This window comes from Sinobacterium norvegicum, from assembly GCF_923077115.1.
Lineage (GTDB): Bacteria > Pseudomonadota > Gammaproteobacteria > Pseudomonadales > Sinobacteriaceae > Sinobacterium > Sinobacterium norvegicum.
In genome coordinates this window covers 359,186-377,757 of the sequence record NZ_CAKLPX010000003.1, presented here as the reverse complement: position 1 = coordinate 377,757, position 18,572 = coordinate 359,186, and the positions used below count along the sequence as shown (strand labels likewise).

General features: G+C 46.7%; 17 protein-coding genes. 9 read left to right on the top strand and 8 right to left on the bottom strand.

Features of this window, described 5'->3' with window-relative positions; translation table 11 throughout:
- Window positions 1-30 precede the first annotated feature (30 nt).
- The 9 genes from xseA (at window position 31) to L9P87_RS13685 (ending at window position 9,797) form a co-directional block, all read left to right on the top strand.
- The gene (xseA, locus tag L9P87_RS13725) at window positions 31-1,404 is read left to right on the top strand and encodes an exodeoxyribonuclease VII large subunit (RefSeq protein ID WP_237445314.1); all 1,374 of its coding nucleotides are present in this window, start codon (window positions 31-33) and stop codon (window positions 1,402-1,404) included.
- A 91-nt stretch (window positions 1,405-1,495) separates the two neighbouring features.
- Entirely contained in the window at window positions 1,496-1,879 is a 384-nt protein-coding gene (locus L9P87_RS13720; RefSeq protein ID WP_290368511.1) for a SirB2 family protein, read from the top strand.
- Window positions 1,880-1,926: 47 nt separating this feature from the next.
- Window positions 1,927-2,823: a recombination-associated protein RdgC gene (rdgC, locus tag L9P87_RS13715; RefSeq protein ID WP_237445312.1), complete on the top strand. Its 897-nt coding sequence runs from the start codon at window positions 1,927-1,929 to the stop codon at window positions 2,821-2,823.
- A gap of 20 nt (window positions 2,824-2,843) precedes the next feature.
- Window positions 2,844-4,157, top strand: a complete 1,314-nt coding sequence (locus tag L9P87_RS13710; protein ID WP_494337141.1) for a sensor histidine kinase — start codon at window positions 2,844-2,846, stop codon at window positions 4,155-4,157.
- 1 nt (window position 4,158) lies between these two features.
- Window positions 4,159-4,698 carry a response regulator transcription factor gene (locus L9P87_RS13705; RefSeq protein WP_237445310.1) on the top strand — a complete coding sequence of 180 codons (540 nt, stop codon included), beginning with the start codon at window positions 4,159-4,161 and terminating at the stop codon, window positions 4,696-4,698.
- Between the two features lie 118 nt (window positions 4,699-4,816).
- On the top strand, window positions 4,817-6,256 hold the full coding sequence (locus tag L9P87_RS13700) for a rhomboid family intramembrane serine protease (RefSeq protein ID WP_237445309.1): 1,440 nt from the start codon (window positions 4,817-4,819) through the stop codon (window positions 6,254-6,256).
- Window positions 6,253-7,590: a tetratricopeptide repeat protein gene (locus tag L9P87_RS13695; protein ID WP_237445308.1), complete on the top strand. Its 1,338-nt coding sequence runs from the start codon at window positions 6,253-6,255 to the stop codon at window positions 7,588-7,590. The genes L9P87_RS13700 and L9P87_RS13695 overlap by 4 nt, the downstream gene beginning before the upstream one ends.
- Window positions 7,591-7,695: 105 nt before the next feature.
- Window positions 7,696-8,157 carry a hypothetical protein gene (locus L9P87_RS13690; protein WP_237445307.1) on the top strand — a complete coding sequence of 154 codons (462 nt, stop codon included), beginning with the start codon at window positions 7,696-7,698 and terminating at the stop codon, window positions 8,155-8,157.
- Between the two features lie 278 nt (window positions 8,158-8,435).
- The gene (locus L9P87_RS13685) at window positions 8,436-9,797 is read left to right on the top strand and encodes a cytochrome P450 (RefSeq protein ID WP_237445306.1); all 1,362 of its coding nucleotides are present in this window, start codon (window positions 8,436-8,438) and stop codon (window positions 9,795-9,797) included.
- A 41-nt stretch (window positions 9,798-9,838) separates the two neighbouring features.
- On the opposite strand, the gene L9P87_RS13680 is transcribed toward L9P87_RS13685, so the two are convergent.
- From L9P87_RS13680 to L9P87_RS13645, 8 genes are all read right to left on the bottom strand, one after another.
- Window positions 9,839-11,197, bottom strand: a complete 1,359-nt coding sequence (locus tag L9P87_RS13680) for a TrkH family potassium uptake protein (RefSeq protein ID WP_237445305.1) — start codon at window positions 11,195-11,197, stop codon at window positions 9,839-9,841.
- Window positions 11,197-11,850: a potassium channel family protein gene (locus L9P87_RS13675; protein WP_237445304.1), complete on the bottom strand. Its 654-nt coding sequence runs from the start codon at window positions 11,848-11,850 to the stop codon at window positions 11,197-11,199. Before L9P87_RS13675 ends, L9P87_RS13680 begins: the two co-directional genes overlap by 1 nt.
- Window positions 11,851-11,915: 65 nt before the next feature.
- Window positions 11,916-12,989, bottom strand: coding sequence for an AI-2E family transporter (locus tag L9P87_RS13670; RefSeq protein WP_237445303.1), 1,074 nt, complete (start codon window positions 12,987-12,989; stop codon window positions 11,916-11,918).
- A gap of 7 nt (window positions 12,990-12,996) precedes the next feature.
- Window positions 12,997-13,662, bottom strand: a complete 666-nt coding sequence (locus L9P87_RS13665) for a potassium channel family protein (RefSeq protein WP_237445302.1) — start codon at window positions 13,660-13,662, stop codon at window positions 12,997-12,999.
- Between the two features lie 2 nt (window positions 13,663-13,664).
- Window positions 13,665-14,549: an HlyD family secretion protein gene (locus tag L9P87_RS13660; protein WP_237445301.1), complete on the bottom strand. Its 885-nt coding sequence runs from the start codon at window positions 14,547-14,549 to the stop codon at window positions 13,665-13,667.
- Window positions 14,550-14,558: 9 nt separating this feature from the next.
- Window positions 14,559-14,771, bottom strand: coding sequence for a DUF1656 domain-containing protein (locus L9P87_RS13655; RefSeq protein ID WP_237445300.1), 213 nt, complete (start codon window positions 14,769-14,771; stop codon window positions 14,559-14,561).
- On the bottom strand, window positions 14,764-16,419 hold the full coding sequence (locus L9P87_RS13650) for a TolC family protein (protein ID WP_237445299.1): 1,656 nt from the start codon (window positions 16,417-16,419) through the stop codon (window positions 14,764-14,766). The genes L9P87_RS13655 and L9P87_RS13650 overlap by 8 nt, the downstream gene beginning before the upstream one ends.
- A gap of 6 nt (window positions 16,420-16,425) precedes the next feature.
- Entirely contained in the window at window positions 16,426-18,564 is a 2,139-nt protein-coding gene (locus L9P87_RS13645) for an FUSC family protein (RefSeq protein WP_237445298.1), read from the bottom strand.
- Window positions 18,565-18,572: the final 8 nt, after the last annotated feature.

Genomic DNA, 18,572 nt, shown 5'->3' with positions numbered 1-18,572 from the left:
TAAGCGTAAAGCAGAATTGTATTTAAATTTATGAATAAAAACTCACTGCTCGACCGGCTTGCAGAGCGGGAAATCTTTTCCGTCAGCCAGCTCAATAATCGCGCGAAAAAAATGCTCGAAAAACATTTCTCCACTGTCTGGGTAGAGGGAGAAATATCTAATTTTTCAAGCCCAAACAGCGGTCACTGGTATTTCACACTAAAAGATAATGGCGCCCAAATTCGCTGCGCGATGTTCAAAAAAAACAACCAAACGGTCAAGTTTAAAGCTGACCAAGGAGTCAAGGTTGTCGCCCGAGCCCAGTTAAGTTTGTACGAGGCTAGAGGCGATTATCAACTCATTATCGAACACCTCGAACAAGCCGGCATTGGCGAGCTACAAAAAGCCTTCGAGGCGTTAAAAGAGAAACTGCAAAACGAAGGCTTGTTTTCCCCAGAAGCCAAAAAAAACCTACCGATGAACCCCGCGCATATCGGCATTGTTACCTCACCCACCGGTGCGGCAATCAAAGATATTCTGGCAGTACTCAAGCGCCGACAACCCAATATGCGAATCACCCTCTATCCGGTCAGTGTTCAAGGAGAGAAAGCAACAGCGGAAATTGTCCAAGCCATCCGTTTTGCCAATCGCATTGCCGGCCGTTTTCAAACCCCGCTACAAGCGCTGATCATTGGACGCGGCGGTGGTTCATTAGAAGACTTGTGGTGTTTTAATGAAGAGGCGGTCGCACGGGCCATTGTGGAGAGCGCACTGCCCATCATCTCCGCCGTCGGGCACGAAATCGACTTTACCATCAGCGATTTTGTCGCCGACCAGCGTGCACCAACCCCATCGGCCGCCGCCGAATTGATCAGTACCGACCAATCAGAACAGCTACTACAACTGACCGGTTATCAACAACACCTGCGCAAGACAATCAGGTTAGGCGTACAATCACGGCAACAACAGCTCAACTACTTACAGAAGCGGCTGCGCGACCCTAGAAAACAACTACAAAATTACGCCCAGCGCATCGACGATATCGAAGGTCAGTTGATCAAGGCTATGAGAGCCAAGATCAGCCATAGTCGCAATCTGTCGACGCTGGGGCATAGCCGCCTACTACAATTCAACCCCAGTATTCTGCTGCATCAATACCGTCAACGCCTTCATCAGTTAGGCGAACAACTACCCAAGAACATCCAGCTGACAATTCAGCAAAAACATCAACAACTAAGCAAACAAGGCGAATTGCTCCACAGCTTGAGCCCTTTGGCGGTACTTGGTCGCGGCTATAGCATCACGCAGAAGGACAAAAACAACATTGTCAGCAACGCCAACGATGTCAATTGTGGTGACTCGATAACCACTCGATTACTTCACGGCGAACTCACCAGCACCGTGACATCCATCAAAAAACCATAGTATGCTTAGCCAACTTGTTAGCCTGACTTTTCGACGAGCTATCAGCCTATGTTTATTTAACCTTTGCACTATCTACTGAGACTTATTCTTTATGTATGCCATTGCCAAACACCTCCACATGACTCTTGCCATAGTATCGATACTCTTTTTTATCGGCCGGGGTATGCTTGTTGCTATCAAAGGACAGGAGGCCCTCAATCGCAAGTGGCTGAAAATAACCCCGCACATTGTTGATACCTTTTTGCTGTTGGCCGCCGTTGTACTGATGACGACACTGAGCATTTATCCCTTTGGAGAAGTCTCATGGTTGACCGCCAAAGTATTGGCCCTGATCTGCTATATCGCCCTCGGTGTGATTGCATTAAAAGCTGGCCGCCCCAACAGCGTCCGCGTTATTGCCTTTCTGCTAGCCGTCGTAGCATTTGGTTATATGCTGGCTGTTGCCATCACTAAATCGCCGTCTCTAGGGCTTTAATTACTAATGACAGGTCGTGTTCATCGACCTGATAAGGATGCAGTACTATGTGGTTCAAAAATATCTTAGTTTATCGCCTAACATCAAAGCTCGATGGCCTCGACAAACTGGAAGAATTATTAGAAAGCAAAGCCTTTCAAGGCTGCGGCAGCCAAGACACTCAAGCTATTGGCTGGGTTTCACCAATGGGCCGTCACGGCAAACTACTCAGCCATACTGCTAACGGTTTCCATATGGTCTGCGCCCAGCGACAAGAGCGAGTACTACCAAGCTCGGTTATCAATGAGGCAGTTGAGGACAAGATTGCCGATTTAGAGGAACAGCAAGCCCGTAAGGTCTACCGCAAGGAACGGGTTGAGATGAAGGACGAGGTGATTATGGAGTTGCTGCCACGCGCCTTCACAAAGTCTAGCAAGCTGTTTGCCTATATCGATGAAGCCGAAGGGTTATTAATTGTTAATACCACCAGCGCCAACAGGGCAGAAGAGCTACTTAACCTGCTACGTGAATCGATCGGCTCGCTGCCTCTGGTACCACTGATGGTTGCCAGCCTTCCGGCCGATGTGCTGACGCTATGGTTAAAGGCGGAGGCCTTGCCTGAACACTTCTTGCTGGGTAATGAGTGCGAGCTTCGTGACCCACAAAACCCCAGTAATATTGTGCGCGCCAAGGATCAAGACCTTTACAGCGAGGAAATTGCCAAGCACATCGAAGTCGGCAAACGAGCCAGTAAACTTGCCATGATCTGGAATGACGCCATTAACTTCACCGTTACAGAAGAGGTGGCTATTCAGAAGATTAAGTTCTCTGAAGTCGTGCAGGAAAAAGCCTCAGATACCGCCGGTGAAGACGAGCAATTCGACAGTGATTTTGCCGTGATGACGCTAGAATTACGCCAACTAATCAAAGAGCTAACAACAGCACTAGGCGGTATTGCTGAGTAAGCCCCACACACCCGGCGGGTATGCCGCCGGTCAGCCCGCAGCAGCCAATAGATATGCCTAATAACCGAAGTACACAACCTCTCCATATCAACCTGCGACGATTGTGCATGATCAGGGCGTTGTTAATCAGCCTGTTATTAATCATCACCACCATTGCCTATAGTCAGCAGTGGCCGATTAACTACTATGGCATTCAATGGTTGCTCATGGCGATGATGGCCGTCACTGCAGCAACATTCTGGCGTCTACAGCAATCCTGGCCTATTGGTGAGGCAGAGTACTTTGGTCATATTATTGTCGATATAGCCAGCCTCTCCGCCCTACTCTATCTCAGTGGCGGCGCCACCAACCCACTGGTCAGCTACTATTTGATCCCCATCTCTATTGCCGCCGCCACGATGAATAAGAAGCAATCATGGGTGATTACTGCCAGTTCAATCTCTCTCTATACATTACTGCTTAACTTTTATCAGCCACTGGAAATACTCGCCCCCGAGCAGCACAGCGGTCACCACGGCAATACCAATGACAGCCTGATCAACCTTCATCTTATCGGCATGTGGCTGACCTTTGTGTTGAGTGCGTTATTGATCAACACCTTTATCATCCAAATGGCTGCAGCAATCAGACGACGCGAACATGACCTAAACCGACTGCGCGAGGAAGATTTACAACAACAGCAAGTGATGGCTGTTGCCAGCCTCGCCGCCGGTACTGCCCACGAGCTGGGTACACCACTCAATACCATGATGCTGTTAATTGACGAGGTCCATGACAACCCTGACTTGCCAACAGAATGCCGACAAGACCTACACACCATCGATGGCCAACTTCAGCGCTGTCAGCAAATATTAAAAAAGCTTACACATCAGGCCGAACACTACCGCCAAGAAGAGTTTAAGCGCAAACGCATCGACGAATATTTACGCGAACTACTTAACCATTGGATTATTATTCGCCCCGAGGCCAGCTTCAAACTCACGATAACCAGCGACTATATTGCCACCTTAAAAATAGGGGCAACCATGGAACAAGCGATAATCAATTTGCTCAATAATGCGGCCGATGCCTGCCCTGAAAAAATCGATATCAGCCTGCACTGTCTGGCGGCTGAGAAAACGGTCACCATTACTATCGACGATCATGGCGACGGCATTGATCAAAAAATTGCCGCCCAAGCCGGGCAGGCTTTTATCACCAGCAAAGGTGACAGCGGCCTCGGCCTCGGCCTCTATCTTTCCCATTCGACACTGAATCGATATGGCGGTAAGGTGCAGTTGCGGAGCCGCCCTGAAGGCGGCACCCGAACAATTATTACACTGGCTGAAGAATAAGATGACAACGCACTATCTTTTAGTTGACGACGATCAGGTATTTACCACTGCCATGCAACGTGCACTTCAGCGCAAGGGTTTTGAGGCCGACTGTTGTCACAGTGCACAGTCCTGTCTGCAGCAACTGGATAAAAAGCAATATCACCACTTATTACTCGACATGAAACTCGGTGATGACTCCGGTTTGCAGCTGATTGAAGCCATCATAGCAAAGGCGCCAAATACTCAAATAGTGATACTTACCGGCTATTCCTCCATCGCCACGGCTGTTAAAGCAATCAAGCTCGGCGCGCATAACTATTTATGTAAGCCTGCTCGCAGCAATGACATTATCGCCGCCTTTGGGCAGTGTACAGATGACAGCCCCAATATTGAGTCCGAAACTCTCAACACCACCCCGTCCGTTAAACGGATGGAGTGGGAACATATACAACGAGTACTAACCGATAATGATGGCAATGTCTCTGCCACCGCCCGAGTACTGGGTATGCACCGCCGGACACTGCAGCGAAAATTGGCTAAAAGCCCAAGCAAACAATAGCTTATAACATCTCAACAAAGGCCTTGATTTATCATTGGCGCCAACGCACAATCAAAAAATATAATAATTATACTCTGGTAGTACAGCCTGCGTATTGAATACCAGAGAGGATCCCGAGATGCTTATATTACCCGCTGAAAAAAGGCTGGACTGGCAACGACCGCCTGTCGCTTTGATCACCATTCTTATCCTAAATGTCATCATATTCTTTGGCTACCAACAAAACGATAGTGAAAAATTCTCGACGGCAATCGACCTTTATATTGAACACGATTTCTACAGTTTAGAAAAAGATGCCTATGAACAATATTTACGACTTCATCGCGCTGACTATTTTAAGGTATTGCAACCCTACCAACAGGTTGCCGATGAACGGCTGATCGTTGATATGGTGTATGATCGTCGTTTTTATCAGTTCATTGCCCCCCAGGCGGACACTATCTTCGCCGCAGAGAAGCTTGCTGACTGGCAATATAATCGACCGTTGATTGTCGCCAGTATCGACAGCATGAGCAGCCAACGATTTGGTCTCAAACCACAGAACATCAGTATTGTTAGATTATTAAGCTCGCAGTTTCTTCACGCCGATTTTATGCACCTGCTTGGCAACATGGTGATTCTACTCATTTGTGGTTTTGCTGTTGAAGCAGCCTTAGGCCATGGCCGTTTTCTTGCCTATTACCTACTCAGCGGTATAGGTGGCGGCTTACTATTTGCTCTGGTCGAACGCTTAACGTCCAGTTCCAATACCAGTCTGATTGGTGCCTCTGGGGCCATTTCCGGCGTCATGGCTATTTATGTTGCCATGTACCGACTAAAGAAAATTGAGTTTTTTTACTGGGCATTTATATTCGTCGGCTACTTTCGTGCCCCAGCCCTATTGATTCTTCCATTCTATGTTGCCAACGAACTCTACGGCATCCTCAGTAACGACAATAGTAACGTCGCCTTTACTGCTCATATCGGAGGTTTTATCACAGGGGGAGCACTGATTGCCTACACGCTACTGCATCAGCCCAAGGCAATAGATGATGACTATCTAGCGCACGATGACAGTACTGAGAACGACCCCTACCTGATTGAACTCGATGCGGTTTATCAAAAAATTGCAGACTTTCAGTTTTCAAAGGCCAGTGGATTGCTGGCACCAATGCTCGAGATATACAACCGCCCCATCGACTTACTGTTAATGCAATACAATCTATTAAAGATTGAAAACAACAGTGACATGTTAACCGCTATTGCCAGTGAAATAGTCTGTTATAAAACCTTCGACAACGGCTTAACTAAGCAGCAATATCAGGTATGGCTGGAACAACAGGCACGCATAGAGCCCACGCTTAACGACCATCAGAAAATCACCTTTGCTATTCGGATTTGCGATATTCATCACGTCGACAGCGCCGAAAAAATTCTCGCCGAATTAATGCGCAACGGTTGCAAAGACCTGATGATGAGTAAGCTGGCTCGCAATATTGCACGCCATTATAAAAATAATCAGCAACCCAATAAACAACAGCGTTTCGACAGCATTGCGGATTCCTATATAAGCCTATGAGCCACTGTAAATATCACCCCCTGACAAAAGCACAGTTTACCTGCCCGCACTGTGACATCGATAGCTGCCAACAATGTAGCCATGAAAGCAGCGAGCTTGGCAGCGACAGCGTCTGCTGCTTCATCTGCAAGCAACCACTGCACTCATTGCTAGGCAGCGAAGAGATGCCACCTTTTTGGCGTCAGCTAAATAACGCTTTTCGCTACCCGCTGAACCAACACAGTATTGCTGTAATTGTACTGTCATCACTGCTATCTCTCAGCCTCTACTTTATGCCTTTATTGGCTATTTTCTCGCTGATTATTATTACCAAATACAGTTTCGAATGCCTGGAAGCCACCGCACATGGTAAGCAACAGGCCCCTGACATTAACCGGGCTTATGGCGGCAATATTCTATTTATAAAACTGTTGGCCGTCATTTTGGTAGCTATTTTTGCGGTCTATTACAGCGCTATTTATCTCGGCTTTGGCCTGGCCCTGGCCGTCGGCATTTTCGCACTATTAGCACTGCCAGCCTGCGCCATGGTATTGGCAATCGATGACGATCTCAGCGAGGCTATTAACCCGCTAAAACTGCTGCAAGTCATTGCCAGTATCGGCCTGCCCTACGGCCTACTGTTATTAATCATCATGATCATGTCCAGCTCCGTGGAGCTAATCAATTATATGATTGGCAATGATTTCTCCGTCATTAATCTGCTGCTGCAAAGCATGGTTTCAAACTATTACCTTATTGTTATTTTTCATCTCTTTGGACTGGTTGTCTTTCAATACCAAGAGGCGCTGGGCTTTTACACCGAACAACCGCTCAAACAAACCGCCAAACGTCTTCCTGCCAACATCACCCTTGCTGAAATAGAAGTATTGGTTAAACAAGGGTTATATCAACAAGCCCTGACCCGCTTTCAAAAGGCAACCAGCAGTAACCCCCAACACTATGAGTTGGTAGAGGGGTATTTCAGGCTACTGATTGCCCTGGAAGAAAAACAGCGTCTCGGCCAGTTTAGCGATAGCTATATCCAGTTGTTGCTCGACCACGGCAGACAATATCAGGTCGGCAGTGCTCTGGCACAAATTCAAGCAATCATTCCCGAATACCGCCCAAATAAGCCCCAGCTTAGAATTGAAATCGCACAATTACTCTACGATAAAGGCGCCTTTAAAGACGCAGTCTTTCAACTCAATGGCTTTCACCAAGAGTATAAAAACAGCCCCTTGATTGCCCAAGCCTATACCTTGATGGCAAAAAACCTCTTACAAATACCATCGATGAAGTCGCAGGCGTCAAAATACATCCAGTTTGCCAATAAATATATCGTCAACTCAACATAGAGTAATAGTTTCTTATAACTGTTGTTTTAAAAGCAATTTTGCATAGATGTCGCCGGTAAACCGACTAACCTTTGAGTATATGTCTGGTTCGATTAAAGGTTGCCTATGCTTTCGATTAACAACACTGTGTGCCCACTGCTTTGTACTCTTTTTTTGGCCATTGCTACCATCACGTTTACCGCAACCTCTGCAGCAGCGGACCCCCTTAATATCAAAGTCTATATTGAGGGAAAAACCAGAAGCGGTAATACCATAGTAGGCCGTGCCGATAGCAATCAAGCTGTCAGCATCATTGGTTCACAGTGGCGGCTCAACGGCCGTAAGATGGCCAACCGATTCACTCAAACACTGCGCCTTAAAGACCAATATGTCGGCGGCACTATTCAATATTGCGTCACCGTTATAAAAGAGAGTATGCGGGGGCAAAAAACCTACTGCTCAAATAACGCAGGTCCAATTGCCGCAAAAGTTATCCAAAGCCCCAGTATTAGCATCGCTCAACATCCCACGGGTACAACGAATAGTATGCAAGCCACCCTGATGGCTAATCACCAGGCCGGTTTTTAAGCCGTTGTCGATATACACAACACTCAACCCGGCGTCACCTTGAAGACGCGCCCGCCCGTCGTTGCCGCCTGCCACACCAATAGCCTGCGAATTTTTAACCTAATAGTATGTTATTTAGGCAATTAAACGGTTAAAAACTCGTTTTTTGCTGCCGAAACTCTTTACAATGTTACCGCTTGGTGTCATTTCATTAGTCCGCTATATTGCCGCTTAGCTAACAGAAATTGTCGTAAGCATACTCCTTACTACAAAAATAATAACACTTGGAGAGCTTTATCATGGCCGCAGCCCAACCAGCAGAAGATTATCGCGACCGCCCAGACAACCATCAACTCGATCATATCCCCGGCACATGGGGCTACCCTATTGTCGGTAGCGCTCTGGCTCTGATCGACGACTTATTAAGCCTCTCGCGCAAACATAAGGCCGAGTACGGCAACATATCAAGATTACGATTAGGGCCTCAGAAAGGCTTGATGGTCTTGGGTGCCGATAATTTCCAAAAGATTTTCCTCGACCGCGACAAGAACTTTTCAGCTGAAATGGGCTATGTTCAGCAACTCGGCAAGTTTTATCGTGGCGGTTTATTGCTACGAGACTTTGATGACCATAAATTTCAGCGTCGAGTGATGCAAACCGCCTTCAAAACGCCGGCGATGAAAAACTATGTCGCGATGATGAATCCCATCTTCGACAACCAGCTGAAAAACTGGCCAACAGGTAAGCAACTGGTCTTTTTCCCGTTGATTAAAGAATTATTACTCGAGATAGGCGCCAAGATTTTTATCGGCGTTGAAGACTACAAAGAAGAGGCCGATGTACTAAGCGACGCCTTTCTCAATGTCAACGAGGGCCTGAGTGCTATCGTACATTTAAAGCTACCTGGCACTAAATTTTATAAGGGTATGAAGGGCAAAGACGCCCTGCATCAATTCTTCGCCGACATCATCCCCCAGCGACGAGAGGGTGACGGCCAGGATATGCTGAGCTTCATGTGCCAAGAGAAAACCGATGACGACAGTTATTACACAGACTCGGATTTGATTGAGCACGCTGCATTCTTGTTGTTTGCCGCTCACGACACCACGACCAGTGTGTTATCCCATATGATGATGTACCTCGGCCTTAACCCAGAGTGGCAGGATAAGTTGAGGGCCGAGGCAGCCAGTATTGGCAAGGATGACTTGGAATACGATGACCTAGAAAAATTGAAGCTCATGGATCAATGCATTAACGAATGCCTCCGTCTGCACCCCTCAGTACCCCTGATGACACGCAGAACCATTAATGAAATTGAGCTCGATGGTCATAGAATACCAGCGGAGACAATGCTGTTTTTACCCGGTTCCTTTAACCACAGGGAAGCGGTTCACTGGAGTAATCCAGAGGCATTTGACCCCAGCCGCTTCGATAGCGACAGACTTGAGCACAAGAATCATAGTTTTTGTTATCACCCCTTTGGTGGCGGTGCACACAAGTGCATAGGGCTACATTTCGCCTCGATGCTGGCAAAGACGTTTTTACACAAGTTTTTACTGCAGTATAAATTTACCGTACCGGAGGGCTATGCCCCAAAGATGAACTGGGTTCCACTGCCAAAGCCCGCCGACGGCGTCCCCTTTACCATCGAAAAGCTTTGATAACATTGCCGTTAATACAGCTTACTCATATGAGTAGGCTTTTAACCGGTATTCACCTCTTCTTCGGGGTAACGCAAGTTCGTCTCCCGCGGTGAGGTCATCAAAAAGACCAATGTTAAAGGCCCTAAACGCCCAACAATCATTACCACAACCAAGATAAACTTGCCGAAATCTGTCAGATCGGCACTGAGGCCAGCACTGACACCTGTGGTGGCAAATGCCGAAACCACCTCGAACATCACCACAATAAACGGTGCGTCCTCACTGACTTCCAGTAAAAAGATGGCGGCGAATAAAAACATCGTACTGACCGTCAATATCGCCATAGACCGCCATAAAACTTGTTGCGGTATTGTTCTATTAAAGATGACCACTCGCCGACGACGTAAAAGAAACGCCTTGGTCGCAAGCAGAACCACGATAAAAGTCGTCACTTTTATACCGCCACCTGTTGACGTCGTTCCGGCGCCAATAAACATTAACATCATCATAATTAATAACGAGCCATTGGTCAGAGACGCGATATCAATCGTATTAAAACCCGCTGTACGAGCGCTGGCAGACTGAAAAAATGAAGCCATCAGCTGATCGCCATGACTTAACATCATCATTGTATCGGGGTTCGAACGCTCTAAGAAAAAGAACATGGCCGTGCCAAAAAAGAGCAATAAAACCGTACCGATAAGCATAATTTTAGAGTGTAATTTTAGCTTACTAAAACGACGTGCACGCGCAATATCGATGATGACAACAAAGCCAAGGCCACCAATAATAAACAGTGCGGAGGTGGTGAAAACTACCAGTCCATCACTGACATACTGTGTCAGACTGGTTGAGAAAAGGGAAAATCCTGCATTATTAAATGCTGACACTGCATGGAAAAAACTGACAAAAATCCCATGTGACCAACCATATTCAGGCACCCAGCGAATGGCAAATAAAGCGGTGCCAATCAGCTCAGCGGCCAGAGCAAATAAAACAATCTTTTTGACCAATTGCCGTAAATGTATCGGTTCTGTCTGTCCCAGTTCGTCCTTGACGCAGCGCTGTTGTTTTAAGCTAACCCTCAGCTTAAGCATATAAAGCAGTAAAATAGACAGCGTCATCTGACCGAGACCGCCGATCTGAATCAGCAACAATAAAATAATATGGCCAAAAAGCGTGAAATGAGAGCCAGTATCGACAACGCCGAGACCCGTCACACTAATCGCCGAAGTAGCAGTGAACAAAGCGTCAGCAAACGATAATCCGGTCACAGACCCCACCGGCAGCATCAACACCAAAGCCGCCGGGAATAGAATAGCTAAAAAACTCAGCATAATAATCATTGGCTCGGATAAACGAGCCTTATTCTTACGCTGCAATGCATAGGTTCTTCTACCGCCTATACGCTTGATCACTACAGCGCCTTCAACTGCTCATTGAGCACAGCCTTAGTCGCAATCATGATTAATTCGTCACCCGTGGCCATCACGGTGTCATCGGTTGGAGAGGCCTCAACTAACTCTCCTCGTTTATGAGCCAGTAGCTGCACGCCTTTATTCGTCATTAAATTGAGGTCTGCAATGGTTTTACCGTGGTTAATGTCACCTACGTAGAACTCCGCTAGCGCCATACCGGCATCAAGTTCTAAAAACTCGTTCACTCGACTATCCATCATCTGACGAGCCGTTCTAACCCCCATATCTCTTTCAGGGCTGATGATTTTGTCGGCGCCAATTTTCTCTAATATACGTCGATGAAAGCGGTTTTTTGCCTTTACCCAAACAACTTTAACGCCGGCTTCTTTTAGCACTAACGTCGTCAAAATACTGGCGTTGATATCATCACCGATGGCGACGAAAACAACATCGTAGCGCTCCAGCTCCAGCTCCTTCACCGTATTTTCATCGGCGCAGTCTGATAACACAACGTCTGAAGCCAGGTTTATCACAGGTTTTAGCCGGTCTTCATCGACATCGATAGCCAATACATCGGCTCCATTTGCTGTCAACTCCTCACACAGCGCAATACCAAATCGCCCCATACCTATCACGGCAAATTGCTTCATCATTCACGATAACCTCAGTCTCGACCCAGGCGGTTACATCAACGCAACCGCCAGGGATATGTTAACCCTTAAGCGACATCCTGAGCCATCCACGCCTGGAATAGCTTGTACCATACCGCCAGAACGACAGCACCGATAAACAAACCAACCAAGCCTATCGCCAACATGCCGCCAATGGCACCAATGAGTATAACCAGCATAGGTATTTCCAGCCCTCGACCCATTAATAATGGTTTTAACGCGTTATCACTCAACCCAGCTATCACTGTCCAAATAGAGAAGATCATCGCTGGAGTGCTCTCCATTGCAGAAAAGGCATAAATGATAATCGGCAACGTGACCAGGGTAGCTGGCAGCTGAGCAATACCAAACACCAGGATAACAATGCACCACAAACCGGCTAACGGGATGGAAGCCACAAACAAGCCAATGCCGATAAGAATAGTCTGAATCAGTGCGACCCCGACAACGCCTAACAACACACTGCGGATAGTCGCCGCTCCTAGCTCAACCATTTCTTCACCGCTCTCACCGAGCAGACGGGTCAGGACGCTTTTGCAACCTCTATCCATCGACTCTCCATGAGCCATAAAGCCGCCAGCTACAGCCAGCGAGAAAATAGATAATGCAACACTGCCAAGGCCGCCGGTTACCAAGCTGACAAAGGTGGTTGCCGCCGCAATAATTTGCGGTTTAATCTTCAACATTGCCGCCTCCAAATTAGTCGACGCCAGCGTCCAGAATTGACTGATTGGCTCCCCTACAAGAGGAATTTCAGCAATTCTTTCCGACGGCCCTGGTATCGTGAAATTACCCGACTGTACGGTGTCCATGGCCGCCTTAAACGGATCGGTTAATGACAGTAATAATGAACCCACAGGCATTACAATGGCTGTGATGGCCACCAAAACAAACAGCGTTGCTGCCAATCCACGCCTCTTGGTATATTTTTCCAACCAGCGAACTAAAGGCATTGCTGCAACAGCGATAATCGCCCCCCAAACAATCGGCACAACAAAGGGTTGGACCAAGCTATAAGACCACGATAACAATAGGAAGATGCCGCCTACTTTTAACGCAGATTCCACCATATTACTGACAAACTGCTTATCGGGGTCTGTCGGACGCAATTCATTATTCATAATGTTATTAATCCTTTATTTCTTTTTGATTCGCATTAATTAAACTCGCCACCACTACCGCCATATAAAAGACACCGACTATTGACTCCAAGTAGACCACTACTCTGGCAAAGGCGTGGTCTGGACTAATATCACCATAGCCAAGCGTGGTCAGTGTCACAAAGCTAAAATATGCCGCCTCTGAAAAGTTCCCCACCCAATTGCTTTGTTCTAAGCCATTGAAGGCCGTTGGCGAGAGTTCGATAATCATTAAATACAAGACAGCCCAAATCAAACCTATCAACAGAAAAATGGCAATAGAACCTATCACCTCATTAAGGTCAACATGGCCACTAAACAACACCTTTTTAGCAATGCCATAGGCTGTACCAACAAAGAAAACAAGCAATAGAATCAAGAAAAGGTAGTCGTTTTCCTCAATAAGAAAAACAAACTGTAATATGGCCAAAATAATATAGACCACAATTAAGACGGCAATAAACGGCCGCCAATACTGCCCAAAACGCAGGCTTACCAAGGTCACCCCAAAGGTCGCCAGCAACATTAATTTCAGCCCATACGCCCCCAGCGTTACATCATTCTCGACATAGGGAAACATTGCTGACACCAGCAGCGTCAGAACCAACGCAATAGTCAGGTAAGTAAAGTTGTGCTTTTTGTCAGGGAGCCCCACGGTTATTCCTCTTTCGCCAAGATTAACACCGAGGCACTCATGCCAAAGCGTAAATCAACGCTTGCTGGTACGCTGTCCAACTCTATTCTCACTGGCATGCGCTGAGCTAATCTTATCCATTGAAAAACAGGCTTAATACTGGGCAATAAATTATAGCCAACCGTACCATCCGAGGGGGCAATACCCCAGCCCATCGACTCAACACGCCCCTCAATGGGGCTGTCAGGGTAACCCATCAATGTGACAACAGCCTTATTATCGATAGCTATCGCCTCTAGCTGACTCTCTTGAAAATAGCCAAACACCCAAAAGCTGTTCTCATCAACCAGCGCTAAGATAGGTTGGTTTGCCACCGCCTGGGAGCCGATTTGAAAGTTGATATTCGATACATAGCCATCGACAGAAGCATAGACATTGGTATATTCCACTTGCAGCTTGGCAGCAACCAAATTTTGCTCGGCCACGGTGATCCGACTGAGCGACTGCTGGTAGTTCACTTCTCGGCGAATTAAATCCTTATCCGACACCGCCCCTGAGTCCTTGGCTGCAATATCCTTTAGCCGATCATATTCAACCTTGGCGCCCTTAGAGCTGACCTTCTCACGCTCTAGGTTAGCTATGGCCTGCTCGACACTGACCTCGTAGGTAGAGGTATCAATACTAAACAAAAGATCACCAGCCCTGACATGCTGGTTATCGACCACCGCAATATCGAGTACGGTACCCGATACACGAGGAGTCACTTGTATAACCTGCGCTCTCACTTGGCCATCTCGGGTCCAAGGATTGTTGATATAAACTTCAAATTTCTGATAAACAAAGAAGCCAACAACAACAACAAAAGCTAAGTTGGCGGCTATCAATGCCATTTTTTTCGATTTATCCACGTCTCATCCTTAAATATGAATAACAAATGCGTCGAGTATCAAGACAAAGCTCGCAAAGATACTGACAAAAGTCATCGATGGGTAGCTGATATAAAGGCTAAAACCCGTTTTATTAAAAATAATGGTTACCAACCAAGTCAACAATAACGCCAGTAGCGCCACGGCAATAAACGGCGAAAAATACACATCACTAATAGCCAGTTCGTGGGGGATATTATTCATCGCTTACACTCTGCGTATCACCCTCACGATCAGACTCTCGCTGTTTGAGTTCTTTATCATAAGATTCTCTAACAATCGGCTCCGATAGCATATCCCCCCAGTCGGTACGCTCAGTCATTTGCTCTATGATCTGGTCATTCAATAAGCTCTGACCGCTGTCTAGCGCCCAACCACCGCCCAATGCCTTATAGATTTGTACTACTTGGCCGGCAATATTCCCTTTGATCTGAGCATAGTTATCTTCGTTACGGGTCATTTTCTCAACCGTACTCAACAACCGCTGATAGGTAACCAAGCCATTTTCATATTGACGCATCGAGATATTAAACGCCCGTACCGAGGCCTCTACCGATGCCTTACTGTACTCTGATTGCTGGTTAAAACGCTGATATGCCTCCACCGCATTATCTACTTCCACAATCGCATCGATGACCGTTTGATTATAATTTGTCAGGCTGGCTTGAAATAAAGCATCCTCAACTCGAACCTGGTTTTTAAGCCGACCATATTGAAATATATTCCAGCTAAAGGCGGGACCTACATTGGCATACACCGAGTCTGATAGACTATAACTGCCACCATCGGCAACCGTTTGACCAACACCAATGCTGCCAAACAGAGTAAAACTAGGGTAAAGCGCTGCTTCTGCAACACCAATTCTGGCGCTCTGCGCCTTGGCCTGCATCTGAGCAATTTGTATATCGGGGCGACGCGCTAATAAACCAGCATTTATCTCTGTGCTCATGATTGGGATAGAGGGGATAATTGAGAACGAATCATAATTATCCACAGCGCGTATATTCGACTCGGTAGTCGCCGCTATCCGTTTTTCGTGCTGATCGAGTGTGAGTTTTTGCTCACTGTTTTGCAGCAATTCTTCCACTTGCTCAGGCAACATACCTAATAAAGCCGCCAGGGCGTTTCTTGCTTTAATTTGCGATATTTCTAAACTTGGCAACACCGACAAGGTGGCATATAACTGGGTTTTTGATTGCTGCACATCGAGTTCAGATACATCCCCAGACTCGAATTGTATCTGAGTAATTTCAGTGACCCGCTGCTGGATTTTAATGTTCTGCTGAGATAAAAAAACGCGTTCCTGGAAGGTTCGGTAATTGATGTAATTGCGCACAACCTCAGCTGTTATTGAAATCATCACTTGGTCATAGGAGGCCATACTGGCATAGAGGTTTGCCTCAGATGACTCAATACCACGGGCATACTTGCCCCAAATATCCATTTCCCAGCCCATATCGAAGCCTAGATTGACACTGGTATAGTCTGCTTCATTTTGATAGCCCAGCACGCCGGCACCTGATACTGATTGGCTCTGAGGGTACTGCAAGCCATCAGAGAACCCCAGTGCCGCTCGAGCTTGTACAATTTTTAGCCCTGCCGATTCCAGGCTTAAATTTTGCTGATGAGCCAAATCAACCAACTGATTGAGCATCGGGTCATTAAATTGGGTCCACCATAAGCGAGTCTGCTGATAACTCTGTTCGCTATCAGCCTGTTGCCAGCTACTCGGCAACTGTGCTGGTTGTTGTTCGATAAAATCAGGCCCTAACAATGTGCAGCCTGAAACTGTCGCCAGCAAAAGCACGATGGCAGTACGAGAAATATAAGGGTGAAATGGCTTGACCTTCATTATGACCTAAAACCTACTCTGTTTTAATGCTGACCAATCAATATCAGCCATTCGCTGATCACACTGAATGAGCGAGCCCATTATGTTTTTATACAGATTAATACCCAGATAAAACTCTGCTATCTGTTGCTTACTGTACTGCGACATGTCAATCGATGCCAATAATAACGTTATTTTTTGTTCGTAGTTTTGCCAAATTTGATTGCTGTCTGCAACGATAGCAGAGCCTTCCGACGTCATCAGTTGAGTACTAAAGTCCACTAAAAAACCTTCTTTTTGAGCCTGGCGAACAAGCTCGATCAACGGATTCTTATTAAAGCTTTGACGTCGTTCCATCAGTAGCTGAATACGTCCCGACAACACTGAAACACTTTCATTTAGTTGATCGATACCCGCCTTATCTATGCCGCTGAAATAACCATAATCAATCAGCCCTCCCCAGCTTTTCATTTGGCCGCATAAACGAACACAGGCAAACGCGGCATAGCCCAGGTGCTGTCGCTGAACAAAGCTAAGCGATTGCCCTTGATAAGCAAGAACGGTAGTGACGGCGCTAAAAAATCGGCGCCGCATATTACGGTATAAATACTCGGGCTTACTGTTAAAGGGAAAATAAACAGTAATCAGCAGAACGGTAATTGCCAAATAGAACATTAGCATTACCGTCAATATCACCGCAAAGTTGTACTGCATCTGATTATCAATACCCAACACAAATAAACCCAGTAGGAAGAAGATAGCCACCGGACCCTGCAACAAATAAAAACCGGCAAAGGCATAGATAAAAATAAAGATAAACAACTCAATCCAATGACTGAGATTGGGCAGGATAAACACATAGGCAAAGCCGGCAAAGAGAAAAGCGAAGGTAAATAATATGTACAAGAGTTTGGGTTTAACCGGTGTAAAACCTACTAATGGGACAAACATAGTCGCAAAGGTGACAAAGCTATAGCCGCCCGGCGGATTATAGAAAAACCATAATGCATGGGCGAACCAAAAGGTGATAAAAGCCATTGCCCCCAGCTTGAAGCTCTCTCTATCCAGCCATATAAAGGATGCGGGCTTTGAGTTTGGCCGATATTCAAAGTCATCACTGTCAGTATTGAGCGCTACCACGACTTGATTCAGCGAGAGTAACAGCTGACTAAAACTCTGCATCCAATCACCACGACCAATAAGCTGCGCAGCGTCTAAATGACCTAACGACTGTAACCGCTGTTCATCGCCCTGTAGAGTAATAGCTGCTGTAATATGTTGCTCACCACCCTGCCAACTCGCATTGATAGCCGACAGCTGAGACGCCATCATATCAAGCAGGCCTTGATACCCACCGACATACTCGTCGATGTTTGTTTGTTGCTGATGACTTAACTGCATAGCGTTGGTCAAGCGAGCCGAAAGGTCGTGATAGTGCTGCACAATCATCTGCCAGTGCTTGCGATAGGCGCCACTTTCACCGGCATCGCTTTGCATGACGATATACTGTTGTTGCAGTGACTCCGTCTTGATCACGACAGCAGCCAGCTCCTGCTTCGCTTGCTCTGCTAACGCTGGCTGGCGAAGCGTGGAAAACAATTGGCAATAGTCGGCACTCAATTCGGTGACTGTTTGACGTATATCTACCGTCGCCTTTGCCGGCCAGATAAAACTCCCAACTAAGGTGTAGATGACAATTCCAAAAATTGTCATAAATGCCCGTTCGATACCGTAAAGCAACGAGCCGTCGAAATCACCACCGTTGTAACTCATCATCACCATCACACCGGTCAGCATAAAAACAGTGTTATCTCCCTGGCAACATCGGTAAATATAAAAAATCGTGGCAATAACCACAGACACAGAGAAAAAATAAATTCCAGTATGGGAGGACAGTAAAACAATGAGACCAACACCGACAATCATACCGATGATGGTGCCGATGACCCGGTAGGTGCCCTTCATCAGCGACTCGCGCATACCGCCGGTGGCGACGATAAGCATCACTGTAATTGCCGCCGTCGATGGCTGACTCCAGCCGAAGGCCATGGGGATAATATAGGCGAGAGTCAAACTGAGCGAGACCTTGATAGCAAACTTGGCCTTGGCTGAAAGGTAGCCACCAAATAAACTATTGATTCCCTCCCGCCATTGCGCCGCAGTCATGATAAAGC